The organism is Natrialbaceae archaeon AArc-T1-2, assembly GCF_030273315.1.
Taxonomy (GTDB): Archaea; Halobacteriota; Halobacteria; order Halobacteriales; family Natrialbaceae; genus Tc-Br11-E2g1.
In genome coordinates this window covers 750983-763422 of sequence record NZ_CP127174.1, presented here as the reverse complement: position 1 = coordinate 763422, position 12440 = coordinate 750983, and the positions used below count along the sequence as shown (strand labels likewise).

At 65.5% G+C, this 12440-nt stretch carries 13 protein-coding genes; 5 read left to right on the top strand and 8 right to left on the bottom strand.

The window, feature by feature from the left end:
- Positions 1–36: 36 nt before the first annotated feature.
- Positions 37–612: a hypothetical protein gene (locus QQ977_RS03835; protein ID WP_285927630.1), complete on the top strand. Its 576-nt coding sequence runs from the start codon at positions 37–39 to the stop codon at positions 610–612.
- A gap of 112 nt (positions 613–724) precedes the next feature.
- Here the strand turns inward: QQ977_RS03835 and QQ977_RS03830 are convergent, their stop codons facing one another.
- From QQ977_RS03830 to QQ977_RS03800, 7 genes are all read right to left on the bottom strand, one after another.
- On the bottom strand, positions 725–1849 hold the full coding sequence (locus QQ977_RS03830; RefSeq protein WP_285927628.1) for an acyl-CoA dehydrogenase family protein: 1125 nt from the start codon (positions 1847–1849) through the stop codon (positions 725–727).
- 98 nt (positions 1850–1947) lie between these two features.
- Positions 1948–2523 (bottom strand): DUF7524 family protein, encoded by a 576-nt coding sequence (locus tag QQ977_RS03825; RefSeq protein WP_345783352.1) that lies wholly within the window; start codon positions 2521–2523, stop codon positions 1948–1950.
- Between the two features lies 1 nt (position 2524).
- Complete coding sequence (locus QQ977_RS03820; RefSeq protein WP_285927627.1) at positions 2525–2719, bottom strand: methytransferase partner Trm112; 195 nt, start codon at positions 2717–2719, stop codon at positions 2525–2527.
- An 84-nt stretch (positions 2720–2803) separates the two neighbouring features.
- The gene (hemH, locus tag QQ977_RS03815) at positions 2804–3880 is read right to left on the bottom strand and encodes a ferrochelatase (RefSeq protein WP_285927626.1); all 1077 of its coding nucleotides are present in this window, start codon (positions 3878–3880) and stop codon (positions 2804–2806) included.
- A 90-nt stretch (positions 3881–3970) separates the two neighbouring features.
- Entirely contained in the window at positions 3971–4288 is a 318-nt protein-coding gene (locus QQ977_RS03810) for a HalOD1 output domain-containing protein (RefSeq protein ID WP_285927625.1), read from the bottom strand.
- A 281-nt stretch (positions 4289–4569) separates the two neighbouring features.
- The gene (menD, locus tag QQ977_RS03805) at positions 4570–6339 is read right to left on the bottom strand and encodes a 2-succinyl-5-enolpyruvyl-6-hydroxy-3-cyclohexene-1-carboxylic-acid synthase (RefSeq protein WP_285927624.1); all 1770 of its coding nucleotides are present in this window, start codon (positions 6337–6339) and stop codon (positions 4570–4572) included.
- On the bottom strand, positions 6336–7688 hold the full coding sequence (locus QQ977_RS03800) for an isochorismate synthase (RefSeq protein WP_285927623.1): 1353 nt from the start codon (positions 7686–7688) through the stop codon (positions 6336–6338). Before QQ977_RS03800 ends, menD begins: the two co-directional genes overlap by 4 nt.
- A 492-nt stretch (positions 7689–8180) precedes the next feature.
- Here QQ977_RS03800 and QQ977_RS03795 point away from each other — a divergent pair, with 492 nt between their 5' ends.
- Together QQ977_RS03795 and QQ977_RS03790 are read left to right on the top strand one after the other, a co-directional pair.
- A complete protein-coding gene (locus tag QQ977_RS03795; protein ID WP_285927622.1) occupies positions 8181–8480 on the top strand; it encodes a hypothetical protein in 300 nt (99 codons plus the stop codon).
- A 225-nt stretch (positions 8481–8705) separates the two neighbouring features.
- Positions 8706–8918 (top strand): DUF7120 family protein, encoded by a 213-nt coding sequence (locus QQ977_RS03790; protein WP_285927621.1) that lies wholly within the window; start codon positions 8706–8708, stop codon positions 8916–8918.
- A 22-nt stretch (positions 8919–8940) separates the two neighbouring features.
- On the opposite strand, the gene QQ977_RS03785 is transcribed toward QQ977_RS03790, so the two are convergent.
- Positions 8941–9114, bottom strand: a complete 174-nt coding sequence (locus tag QQ977_RS03785; protein WP_285927620.1) for a DUF7550 family protein — start codon at positions 9112–9114, stop codon at positions 8941–8943.
- A gap of 275 nt (positions 9115–9389) precedes the next feature.
- Here QQ977_RS03785 and QQ977_RS03780 point away from each other — a divergent pair, with 275 nt between their 5' ends.
- Together QQ977_RS03780 and QQ977_RS03775 are read left to right on the top strand one after the other, a co-directional pair.
- Positions 9390–10556 (top strand): tubulin/FtsZ family protein, encoded by a 1167-nt coding sequence (locus QQ977_RS03780; RefSeq protein WP_285927619.1) that lies wholly within the window; start codon positions 9390–9392, stop codon positions 10554–10556.
- A 177-nt stretch (positions 10557–10733) separates the two neighbouring features.
- Positions 10734–12371 (top strand): potassium channel family protein, encoded by a 1638-nt coding sequence (locus QQ977_RS03775; protein WP_285927618.1) that lies wholly within the window; start codon positions 10734–10736, stop codon positions 12369–12371.
- Positions 12372–12440 lie beyond the last annotated feature (69 nt).

The window sequence follows — 12440 nt, the reverse complement described above, 5'->3', positions numbered from 1 at the left end:
GACAGAACTATTTACAGTGTTGTCGTCGACCACGATATGTCCGACAAGAGCCAACAGGACGAACGCCTCTCCGAGCGTGTCGTAAAAGAAGCCGTCGGCAAGGGAATGGAGTCACCGATGCGGGATTCGATCGTCGAGGCCGTCGAGGAGTCCGACGCCGAGCGGGCGAGCAGACGCCGGCTACCGGTAGTGGGTGCGGTGCTCGGGCTCGGTGCCGCGGTGGGCTACCTCGTCGGCACGCGCCGAAGCGGCGAACTCGAGGAGCGGTCGGTGGACGAGGAGACGCCCGAAATCATCGAAGACGTACCGGAAGAGCTGTCGGACGAGGAGTCAGCAGATGAGCATGCTGACGTCGACGTCGGTGAGGAACCGACCGAGGGAGGTGGCAGCCGTCTCCGACGGCTACTCGTCGCCCTCGGGATCGTCGGCGCGATCGTACTCCTACGGCGGCGGCTCCGTTCCTCGGAGGAAGACGAGTGGGAACCAATCGACGAGTTCGAACCCGCGGTCGGCATCGAGGACGAGGGGCCGTCGACGACCGACGCCGAGTCCGACGACGAGGAGGAGTCGCTCGAGGGAGCCGCCACCGGTGACGACGAAAGCGAGGAGTGATACTGACTGCTGTACCGATGTACTGGCGAAATCACAGACAGGTCGTGGGTTCGCCGGCACTGACGTACAGCGGCCCGTATGAGCGCGCTCGAAAGCACCCAGCTGCGGGGGGTCACTCTTTCAGGTGCCGAGCGATGATCGTCTGCTGAATTTCCGAGGTCCCTTCGTAGATCGTCGTGACCTTGGCGTCGCGGTAGTAGCGTTCGACGTCGAAGTCTTTGGTGTAGCCGTAGCCGCCGTGGACTTGCACTGCCTCGTTCGCGACCTCGACGGCGGTCTCGCTGGCGAAGTACTTCGCCATGCTCGCGGCCATCGGATCGAGGGCGTCGTCGTTTTTCCGGGCGGCATCGCGGGTAAGCAGCCGTGCGGCCTGGACGTTCGTCTGCATGTCAGCGAGCTTGTGGGCGATGGCCTGGTGTTCGATGATGGGCTCGCCGAACTGCTCGCGTTCGTTGGCGTAGGCAACGGCGTCGTCCAGCGCCGCCTGCGCGAGGCCGACGGCCTGGCTGGCGATGGCGATACGTCCCCCGGTCAGGATCGAAAAGGCCGCTTTCAGCCCCTCGCCGACCGCCGTTAGCCGGTTTTCGGCGGGGATCCGAACGTCGTCGAAAAGCAGCGTCGTCGTGTCGCTGGCACGCAGTCCCAGTTTGTCCTCTTTCTTGCCGACCTCGAGGCCGTCGACGTCCGCGGGAACGAGAAACTGCGTGACGGTGTCCGGATCGTCGCGGTCGGTCTTGGCGAAGAGGACGACGACGCCCGCACGCTGACCGTTGGTGATCCACTGTTTCTGTCCCTCGATGACGTACTCGTCGCCCGCTCTCCGGGCTTCGGTGGTCATTTCCGCGGGATTCGAGCCGGCGTCGGCCTCCGACAGCGCGAACGCACCGACCGGACGTCCGGTCGTCATCTCGGGGAGCCACCGCTCTTTCTGTTCGTCGGAGCCGAACTCGGCGATACACGACGTCGTGAGCGAGTGTACGGAGAGTGCGGTCGCAATCGAGAGGTGTCCGTACGCGAGTTCCTCGTTGACGATGCTTTTCGTCAGCCCATCGGCGTCGAACCCGCCGTAGGATTCGGGGACCGTCAGACCGGTCAGATCGAGTTCCGCGAGTGCGTCCCAGACGTCCTCTGGAAACGTCTGGCTCTCGTCGGCCTCGTCGACGACGGGACGGACTCGCTCGTCGACGAACGCCCGCACCGTCTCCTGGATGAGCTGTTGCTCGTCTGAAACCTCCATGTCGGTCCGGTTCGATGACCGAGACCGTAAAGGGAGTGATTTTCACACACGGCGTGACCCAGGATCGGCCGCCGACGTCGCCCGACCGCGGTTACCGGTTACCGAAGGAGCAAGACGAGTGCGACGCCGACGCCGACGGCAACGACGAGAAAGCCGACGAACGCGACGAATCCACCGACGACGGCGGCCGTCACGGCTGCCGTCCCGATCGCGACCGCCCCCAGAGCGAGTACGCCGAGCGTTCCGGAGTCGACGCCAGCTACTATCCGCTCGAGCGGCGTCGGCTCCGGCTCCGGCTCGCGCGGACGCGAGAGACTCTCGTCGACCTCGACGCCGGCGGGCGACGGGGCGACGGTGACCGCGACCGTCGTCGCCGTCGCACCGTAGCCGGTCGAGACCTCGAGCCTGCCCGTAACGGGCTCGTCGACGTCGTCGACGAACACCGGCACGTACGTCTCCTCGGGCGGTTCGACGTAGTAGTTCGTGTTCTCGAGCGTGACGACCCGGTCGAGGGCGTCGTCGAGCCGGCAGTGGACGTGAGCCGGTCCCCCGTGGCTCTCGAGGACGATACCGAACGACTCGCGTACCTCGAGAGAATCGGTCGCAGCCGCGATGGTATCCGGCCCCTCGTGACTCACGTGGACGGTGATCTCCTCCCCGGGCACGGTCGTCACCTTAGGCCGGCGCTTGCTCGCGCATATCCGGCGGGAGCAGGTTCGGGATGCCGTCCTCGATCGGGTAGCGTTCGCCACATTCGGTACAGACGAGCGTTCCCGAGATGATCTCGTCGCCCTCGTACTCGGCGTCTTCGAGGTCGAGATCGTGTTTGTCGAGCGGACAACAGAGGATATCAAGCAACGATTCCTTCATGGTACAAGCCCGGGCCGCATCCAGCAAAAGGTTTCGGGAACGGAGAGGTCCGACCGGCGAGTCGTTCGTCTCGGCTCCGGACGGCTACCGGTCGCCGGACGGCTCGCCGACCGGCCGCAGTGGCGCGTTGAGACACATCGTCCCCGGTTCGTCGCGACACTGACACTGCCGGAAGCCGTAGTAGTCGGGCCCAAAGTCCGCGACGAACGGCTCGAGCAGATCCGCGAGTACCGCGCCGAAGCGGGGATCGTCGTGAGGAATCGGCACCCGGTGGAACTCGAGGCCGACGTCTGTGGCCTCCTCGCGGAGGTCGTCGTCCAGTTCCGACAGCGTCTCCGATTGCTCGTGCATGAAACTCACCGGGTCGACGACGACGCGGTCGGTCTCGAGATCCTCGATCAGCGTCTCGACGTCGGGCTCGGTCCAGGGAATGTCGCGGTTTTCGTGGTTCTGATATCCAAGTTCGTAGTCGTCGACGCCGACCAGGGAGGCGATCGTCTCGCAGTACTCCTCGACGTAGATCACGTACCGGCTCCCCTCTTCGAGGTAGTGCTGGGGCGTGCCGTGTGCCGAGAAGACGAGCGTCGTCCCGTCTTCGGTCAGCTCGAGACCCTGTTCGTCGACGAAGGTCGCGATCGCGTCGGCTCGGAGGCGGTTGTAGGTGGGGTGGCGGTGCCAGCCGGTGATCTCGTCGACCTCGACGTCCCAGTCGTCGCGGGCGTCGACTGACTCGCGCAACTCCTCGAGTGCGGCGACGGTCGTCGAGGGACCACACAGGGGGTAGATCGGGAGTCCGATCAGGTGGTCGATCCCGTCCGCGGCGGCCTGGGAGACGGCGTCGTCGATGTAGGGTTCGAGAAACTGCATGCCGACGTAGGTCTCGACGTCGTGACCTCGCTCTTCGAGCGTCTCCTCGAGCAGCGTCGCCTGGGCCCGTGATTGCTCGTTCAGCGGCGAGCCGCCGATTTCTTCGTACTCCTCGATCAGTCCCGGCGCGCGCCGGCGGGCCAGCTCCCGGGAGCGTTCTCTCGCCTCCTCGTCGGTGGCTGCGTCCTCGAGGTCGGCGTTGTTGTAGAAGATGTTCGTGAGATACTCGACGACGATGTCGCGATCCGGCTCCGGCGGTTCGCCGAAGTTCAACAGGACGATTCCAGTGTTCATGTTCGTGTTCGTCGTAACTGCGTGTTGGGGGCGGACTGTAACAATGGTTACTCCCTAACTGTGATCCGTTCGGGGCTCGAAATCCGTCAGTTACCGGTCGCGTGGCTCGAGACGGATCCGCCCGGCAGATCCGATTTCGATTTCGACTTCGTATCCGGCGAAGGCGAACGTAACGCGAACGTCTCCGTTCGAACGTGTGTGCCCGACCAGCCGATCGAGCGCGTCGGTATCGACGGCGTCGTGAAGCGGTTCGAGCGAGATCGGATCGACGCCCTCGACGGTCGCGACGGCGTCGACGACGGCGACCGTGGGTCGGTCCGCCAGGTCGTACGACAGGACGGCTGTACCCTCGTCTGCATCTCGTTCGAGCAGTTCGACGTCGGTCGTGTGGGTGGGTGGAGTCGACATGGAAGAGGATGCGTCGGATCCGGCACGCACGTTTGGACGTATTGTGCTATTCTCGAAACCCAGTATGGGGTAGCCGAATTTAAGTCGTTCGGCCATCCACACTCGAGACGTCTCGGGCCAACAGCTACGGTCGAAACGCTGACCCGGTACGTGGGCGACACCGTTTCTCGTGTTCAGGGAGCCCGACTCGGGACACGGTACACCGCGTCAAGAGCGTCCTCGATGACGAGTACGACGGTTGAACGTCCGACCACGATCGCCCCATTCCGGATTTCTTTCGGCTACGTCTCGAGCGCGTCACGAACCCGTCGCTGCAGTTCTTCCCGTCGTCGGTGGCTCGCCTCGGCGTCGAACTCGACGGCAAGTACCTGCGTCCCCGGCGCCGAAAGCGACGCTCGGTAGGCGTCTGCGAACGCCGAGGGCGAGATGCGTTCGAACTCGAGGTCGTACAGCTCTGCGACGGGGTCGAACGCGAGACCGTGAGGCGTCTTGAACTGCTCGGTGAAGGGCGGATCGAACGCCTCGATTGGGAGCTGATGGAAGATGCCGCCGCCGTCGTTGTCCAGGAGGACGATCGTCGCATCGACGCCACACCGCGAGAGTGCGAGCAGGCCGTTCATGTCGTGATAGAAGGCGAGGTCGCCGAGCACACAGACGAGTGGCTCCGTCGTCGCGCTACCGGCACCCAGGGCCGTGCTCGTGATGCCGTCGATGCCGCTTGCCCCACGATTCGCCAGCACCGTAAGCGCGGCCTCGCGCGGCCGGCCGAACCGGTCGGCGTCGCGGACGGGCATGCTGTTGGAGACGAACACCGTCGCGGGGTCGGGCGCGCCCTCGAGGACGGCCGCGAGGATCGCACCCTCGAACGGCGCGTCCGCAACCGCTCCGGGCTCGCAGGCCTCGTCGGTGACGGCCCAGTGACGATCCTCGGCCACGCGGAACCGCTCGAGCCAGCCGTCCTCGGTCGCACTCGTGGCGTCGCAGTCGGCGAGGGTCTCACACACCGCCGCGAGCAGGAGTTCGGGGTCGACCGCGAGCAGGTCGGTGGCGGTAAACGTCGCCTCGCGCCACTCGCCGGCGGGATCGACCAGGAACTGCCGGGCGTCGGCGTCGCGGAGGTACTGCCGGAGGGATTTCGAGGTCGGCGACGCGCCCGTTCGCACGACGACGTCCGGATCGGGCACGGCCTCGAGGTAGGCGTCGTACCCCCCGAAGACGGGTACGTCGACGACGTGGGAGCCGAATCGGACGCCCGAGAGTGGATCGGCCAGGATCGGCGCGTCGACGGCAGTCGCGAGCTCCGCGAGCGCGTCCGCGTCGAGCCCAGGCGGGTCGGCGGGGCCGGCGACGAGAAGCGGCCGGGCCGCGTCCTCGAGCGCGTTCGCGACCAGTTCGACGTCGGGCTGATCCGGCCTCGTTCGCCCGCCGGACGTCTCGACGAACGGGCCGTCCCGTCCTCCACCCGCGAGCGTCTCCCCGAAGTCTTCGGGGACGTCACTGGGCACCTCGACGGGCTCGAGGGGTTTGCGAAACGGACAGTTGAGATGAACCGGCCCCGCGGGCGTCTGCGTGGTCTTCGCGAGCGCTCGCGCGGCTGTCGTCCGTACCGATCGGACTTTTCGTTCGTCGGCCTCCGGTTCGGGGAGTTGCCCCTCCCAGCGGACGGCGTCGCCGTAGAGGTCGAGCTGGTCGATCGTCTGGTTCGCGCCGCTGTCGCGTAGCTCGGGCGGGCGGTCGGCCGTGAGCACGAGCAGGGGCACCCGTGCCTGGCTCGCCTCGATCACCGCGGGGTGGAAGTTCGCCGCCGCCGTGCCGGAGGTACAGACGAGCGCCGTCGGCTCGCCCGTCCGACGGCCCCGCCCGAGCGCGAAGAAGGCCGCGGATCGTTCGTCGAGATGCGAGTAGACCTCGACGTCGGGGTGGGCGGCGAACGCGACGGTAAGCGGCGTCGACCGACTCCCAGGGGCGAGACAGACCGCCTCGAGTCCGCCCGCGGCGAGCTCGTCGACGAGAACCCGTCCCCACAGCGTGGCGCGATTCGGTGCCGTCATCTGAGTTCGTCGAGGATCGGCCGGAACTTCAGCTGAACTTCCTCCCACTCCTCGCCGGGGTCGCTGTCGGCGACGATGCCGTTGCCGGCAAACAGCGTGACCGCATCGTCGGTCGCGACGCCCGAGCGGATTCCGACGGCGAACTCGCCGTTGCCGTCGGCGTCGAACCAGCCGACGGGTGCCGCATACCAGCCGCGGTCGAAGCACTCGACCTCTCGAATCGTCTCGAAGGCCGCCGAAAGCGGGATCCCGCCGACTGCCGGCGTCGGGTGCAACGCCTCGACGAGCTCGAGGACGTGACGATCCGTCGACAGCGTCGCCTCGATCGGCGTCTGCAGGTGTTGAATCGTCGCAAGCCGGCGGACGGTCCGTTCGCCGACGCTCACCTCACTCGAAAGCGGCTCGAGCTGGTCGCGAATCGTCTCGGCGACGAGGCGGTGTTCGTGCTGGAACTTCTCGCTGTCACAGAGTCGGTCGACGAGCGTGTCGTCTTCGACGGGCGTCTCCCCGCGCGGGACCGATCCCGCGAGCGCTTCGGTTTCGACGTGGTCGCCGTGGACCGCGACGAGCCGCTCCGGCGGTGCACCGAAGAAGATACCGTCGTCACCGCGATCGATCATAAATCGATAACAGTCCGGATACCGCCGGCGCAGTCGTTCGAGCGTCGCAGCGACGTCGATCGGCGTCTCGAGGTCTGCGATGAGCGAGAGTGCGAGAACGACCTTCTCGAGGTCACCCGCCTCGATCCGCCCGAGGGCGGTTTCGACGCCGTCAGTCCAGGCCTCCCGGTCCGTCGTCCGTCGAGTCGCGTCGATTCCGGGCGCGGAGCCGCTTGGACGCATCGATGGAAGCGTCGCGAATCGCGTTCGCCACGTCTCGAGCGCGTCGGCCGCCGCCGCGTCACTTTCGGCGACGACCGTCAGCCACGTGCCGTCGTCGGTTCTGGTCACCTGGACGCGAGGCACGACGAACGACGCTCCGGCGAAGCCCTGCCACGGCTCTGCAGGGTCGTGGTCGTGGTCGTGATCGTAGCTGTCGTGAAAGGAGAGGCCGCCGAAGGCCCGCGGTCGGCTCGCCGGCGCACCGTCGTGTTCCAGTGCCGTGAGCCGGTCGGCGGCAGCCGATCGAACCGTCTCGAACCGGTCGGGACCGGACGTTTCGAATCGCATCGCGACGCCACAGCCGGCGGCTTCGAGTCCGTGTGGCGTCGCCCACTGCACGCGGGGATGGCCGTCGACCTCGAGGACGGCACCGAAGGAGACGTCCTCGAGTTCACAGCTTCGGCTCACGAGCGACCCATCCAACTCCGGCCCCCCCGCAAGCCGTCCGTCGCCCGACGCTCGATCCATTGGACCGGACTCGGGACGCCGCCGCCTTCAGCCTAACTATCTGTACCCGTCTCTGGATCGTCACGCGAGCCAACGGCCAGGGCCGCTTCGGTCGGTGTTCGGAGGTTCTTGCGTTCGATTCGAGAGACGAACCAATAACGGTACTATCCTGTCGGGCAACAGGCTCGACTGGTGGGGCGCGCAAACGGGATACTCGTTTCACCACCTACCCTTTGCCCCATCACGAGTCCACCCGACGCGGAAGTGTTCTGATACGGGCCGTTGTCCGTCTGTCCCGGCGAAACAGCGACCGTTCTGCGGTTGCACCGGGACATCGGTACAGCAATCCGTATGATGCGACGACTTCCACGATCGCCGTCAGATAAACCTCCAGTTCCAGGGACGGGATGCGCCTCGAAACCGAGCGTAACGGTCTATCGATCGATCGGCAGCGCCGGCGTCAGTTGATACCCTCGCTATAACGAAGTGTGCGCTTGCCGACTGCCGTCGTGTATGGCGAGTAGACAACAGCTAGCGGAACGAGACGTGTCCGGAGAGGCTGCACAGGAAGTAAGCGAACAGGCGTTTGGCCCTGCCCTTCTCGTGTCGGCGGCGTCGGTCGGCCTCTCGTGGTACTACTTTTTCATCCGGGGCGAGAAACAGCGCGGGCTGTTCGTCGGACTCTGGCCGCCGACGATCCTCGCGTTCGCGAGTTACATCAACCAGCGAAAGATGCGCCAGCAACTCGAGACGCTCACACGGCCGGGGACGACGCTCAAGAACGCGATCGATTCGATGATGGGTAACCGGTAGCAACCGATAGCGCCTGTTCGCGATGGCGCATGCGACGGGGAGACGAATCCGATCGGATATTCGCCTTACCGACCAGGGAGTTCGTTCTGACCTCCGAACCGGCCGTTTCCCTCGAACAATTTAGCGGGAATCGGCGAATGCTCTTTTACATTCTGAAGTTTTTCTTTCCCGGCCGGGTATTATCCCCGTCAAACTTAAATACCCCCTCACCGAAAGCCGAACCAGATGCCGAAAGTAGAGATCACCATACCGGAACATCTCGAGATGCAGATCGCCCAGATGGTCGAGCGAGGCGAGTTCGTCAATCGGGAGGAAGCCGTCGAAGAGCTTCTCTCGACTGGCATCAAAGCGTACAAGACCAGCGGGCCACAGGACGAAGAGGAACCGGGGTTCGAAGACGACGGAATGATGGGACACGACGACGAGTACGTCTTCTAGCCTTTCTCACGTCTCCCGTTCCTTAGATCCCGATCAGTACCGGAACGCCGAACGCGACTGCCAGTCCGATGGCCATGATCACCACGCCGACGGCGACGTCACGGACCGTATACTCGCTCATCGGTGCTGTGGTTCTGTCGGCCTCGAGGTCGTGTCCGACGTCGGCCGCCGAGTCGTGATCGGTCTCCGCTTCCATACGCGAGACGTCCGCGTCCCCATCACGTAAACGTTCTGAACGGCCCCGGTTTTTGCGGATCCGCCGTCGGGCTCCGATACAGTAGCCACCTGTTAGGAACAGACAGTGATCAGTTAACGTGAAAGTATGGGTCCCATGACAGTCACTAACTGGGGCATAACAATGGCTCTGATCGAGTTGTGACCGGACGTGGTATCCGTTCCCGGACCCCGGCAGATGAGCCGTCGTGGGGCGACGACGCGGCGGGGAAAGGGACGCGGTACACGTGAGAACCCATGAAACTCGCACTCATCGGCTTCGGTCAGGCAGGCGGAAAGGTCGTCGACGCGTTCATCGAGTACGACGAGGCGATCGACGGTGGCTTCGTCGGCGATGCGATCGCGGTCAACTCCGCGAGCGTCGATCTACAGGGGCTCGAACACGTCCCGCAGGAAAAACAGGTGTTGATCGGCGGCGCACGCGTGAAAGGTCACGGCGTCGGCGCGGACAACGAACTCGGCGCGGAGATCGCCGAGGCGGACATCGACGAGATCCAGAACGCGGTCGACGCGGTGCCGGTTCACGAACTCGACGCGTTTCTCATCGTCGCCGGGATGGGCGGTGGCACCGGCTCGGGCGGCGCACCCGTCCTCGCGAAGCACCTGAAACGGATCTACTCGGAACCGGTGTACGGACTCGGTATCCTCCCCGGAACCGACGAGGGAAGCATCTACACGTTAAACGCCGCGCGCTCGTTCCAGACGTTCGTCCGCGAAGTCGACAACCTGCTCGTCTTCGACAACGACGTCTGGCGACGCAACGGCGAATCGGTTGGATCGGGCTACGATCGGATCAACCAGGAGATCGTCGAACGGTTCGGTCGCCTGTTCGCGGCCGGCGAGGTCGATTCGCAAGATCACGTCGCCGAGAGCATCGTCGACTCCTCCGAGATCATCAACACGCTCGAGGGTGGGGGCATCTCTACCGTCGGCTACGCGACCGAGACGGTCGAGCAAAGCGGCGGCTTGCTCTCGCGGTTCGGCAGCGACGACACCTCGAACAAACAGGAGGTCACCGAGACGAATCGGATGACGAGTCTCGTCCGGAAGGCGACGCTCGGACGGCTCACGCTTCCCTGTAACGTCTCGAGTACCAGCCGTGCGCTGGTCGTCGCTGCCGGTCCGCCGAACGAGCTGAACCGGAAAGGCATCGAACGCGGTCGGACGTGGCTCGAGGAGGAAACGAGCAGTATGGAGGTCCGGGGCGGGGACTACCCGCTTCCCGGCCACGACGAGGTCAAGTCGATCGTCCTCCTCTCGGGCGTCACCGACGTCGAACGGGTCGACCAGCTCCAGCAGGTCGCCATCGAGGCCAAGGAGACGACCGAGGACATCCGCGCGCGAAGTCGGGACGAAACCGCCGCCCTGGTGGACACGGGCGGCGAGCTCGACGCGCTCTTCTAGGGCGATACCCCGACAGCGGGCTGGTCTCGAGAACGAACGCTCGAGTTCGCCGGTCAATCGGTCCCCCTGACGCTTTCTCCCGCCGTCGATCGAGCGCTGGCCGACGAGACCGCCACGGCGACCAGCGATGAGAGTCCGACCAACAGCTTCTACATCCGGACACACGTGGCAACACGCATGGCGCTGTGGCGGTCCCGTCGTACTCTCAACTACCTCGCGCTGGTCGCGCTGACGACGGCGGTCTTTACGGTCGCGTACAATCTCGGTATGGCGATCTGGGAGGGGCGTCCCCAGTCGTTGATTCGCTCTCTCGAGGTCGTCTTCCAGAGTTTCACGACGACGGGGTACGGCCAGGACGCCCCCTGGGAGACGTTCCAGATGAACGTGCTGGTGATCGCGATGCAACTGGCCGGGATCGGGCTGATCGTGGCGGCGATACAGGCATTCGCCGTTCCGCTGATCCGGGCTGCCTTCGAGGCGTCGCCGCCGACCGAAGCGGTCGCCGTCGAGAACCACGTCGTGGTCTGTGGTTACACGCCCCGGACCGAGGCGTTCACGACGGAGCTGGCATCTCGAGACTACGAGTTCGTCGTCGTCGAATCCGACGATGAGACGGCGACCGAGCTTTACGAGTCCGGGATCGACGTCGTCCACGGCGACCCCGAATCCGTCGACGTCCTCGAGCGGGCAGGGACCGAACGGGCGACGGCGGTCGTCGCGGACGCGGCGGACGACGAGAACGCGAGCATCGTGCTCTCGGCCAGGGAAGTCGACGGGGACGTCCGGATTGTCACGGTCGTCGAGGACGAAGAGCTGGCCGCCTATCATCGGATCGCGGGTGCCGACGAGGTGCTCTCACCACGCCAGCTACTCGGTCAGAGCCTCGCGGAACGGGTGCCGACGGCCGTGACGACCGCGGCCGACGAACGCGTCGAACTCGGCGAGGACCTCGAGCTAGTCGAGGTCTCCATCACGGGCAGATGTGAGCTCTGTGGCCGGTCCGTCGCCGAGTGTCGCCTCCAGGACCGGTTCGGAGTGACGGTCGTCGGCGCCTGGCTCGACGGCGAGTTCGTGAGTCCGGTCGGTCCCGACCTCGAGCTAGACGCCGGCACCCGACTGCTCGCCGCCGGCGATCCGGACGGCGTCGACGATCTCCGATCGACGGCGCTGTCGACGGTTCGCGAGCTGTCGCCTCGGGAGGTGCTGATCGCCGGCTACGGCGAGTCGGGGGCAGCAGCCGTCGAGGCGTTCGCCGACACGAGTTCGGCGGTGACCGTTCTCGACGTCGAGGACCGGCCGGGCGTGGACGTGGTCGGAGACGCCCGCGATCCCGAGACGTTACAGGAAGCCGGCGTCGAGGACGCCGACGCGGTGATCGTCACCGTCGGCGACGACACGACTGCGATCTTCACCACGCTGATCGTCCGGGATCTGAACCCGGACGTCGACGTCTTCGTCCGGGCGGTCCAGGAGGAGGACGTGGCAAAACTCTACCGGGCGGGCGCAGATGACGTCCAGTCGCTGGCGACGGTCAGCGGCCGCATGCTGGCCGCGACTGTCTTCGAAGACGAGGCAGCGCTCGGGTTCGACAAGCAGATCCGGGTGGTGACGACGCCCGCCGGCGAACTGGCGGGACGAACGATCGTCGACGCCGACGTCCGCAACGAGACCGGCGCGACCGTTCTCGCCATCGTCAGAGATGACGAGGTGCGTACGGAGTTCGATCCCGACACGCTCGAGCTCGTGGTCGAGGACGAACTCGTACTGGCCGGCACCGACGAGAGCGTGAGTCGATTCGAGCGCCAGTTCGTCTGAAAGGGGCAGTCCGAACCTCTTTTCCCGTCCACCCCGACTGTGCGTTTCGAGCCGGAACTGCGGGTTCGG

Excerpts from the sequence above, each read along its gene's own strand:
- QQ977_RS03810 (WP_285927625.1), bottom strand. The coding sequence starts at position 4,288 with ATGTCGACTCCACCCACCCACACGACCGACGTCGAACTGCTCGAACGA.
- QQ977_RS03800 (WP_285927623.1), bottom strand. The coding sequence starts at position 7,688 with ATGGATCGAGCGTCGGGCGACGGACGGCTTGCGGGGGGGCCGGAGTTG.
- QQ977_RS03820 (WP_285927627.1), bottom strand. The coding sequence starts at position 2,719 with ATGAAGGAATCGTTGCTTGATATCCTCTGTTGTCCGCTCGACAAACAC.
- menD (WP_285927624.1), bottom strand. The coding sequence starts at position 6,339 with ATGACGGCACCGAATCGCGCCACGCTGTGGGGACGGGTTCTCGTCGAC.
- QQ977_RS03795 (WP_285927622.1), top strand. The coding sequence starts at position 8,181 with ATGGCGAGTAGACAACAGCTAGCGGAACGAGACGTGTCCGGAGAGGCT.
- QQ977_RS03780 (WP_285927619.1), top strand. The coding sequence starts at position 9,390 with ATGAAACTCGCACTCATCGGCTTCGGTCAGGCAGGCGGAAAGGTCGTC.
- QQ977_RS03790 (WP_285927621.1), top strand. The coding sequence starts at position 8,706 with ATGCCGAAAGTAGAGATCACCATACCGGAACATCTCGAGATGCAGATC.
- QQ977_RS03835 (WP_285927630.1), top strand. The coding sequence starts at position 37 with ATGTCCGACAAGAGCCAACAGGACGAACGCCTCTCCGAGCGTGTCGTA.
- hemH (WP_285927626.1), bottom strand. The coding sequence starts at position 3,880 with ATGAACACTGGAATCGTCCTGTTGAACTTCGGCGAACCGCCGGAGCCG.
- QQ977_RS03775 (WP_285927618.1), top strand. The coding sequence starts at position 10,734 with ATGGCGCTGTGGCGGTCCCGTCGTACTCTCAACTACCTCGCGCTGGTC.
- QQ977_RS03830 (WP_285927628.1), bottom strand. The coding sequence starts at position 1,849 with ATGGAGGTTTCAGACGAGCAACAGCTCATCCAGGAGACGGTGCGGGCG.
- QQ977_RS03785 (WP_285927620.1), bottom strand. The coding sequence starts at position 9,114 with ATGGAAGCGGAGACCGATCACGACTCGGCGGCCGACGTCGGACACGAC.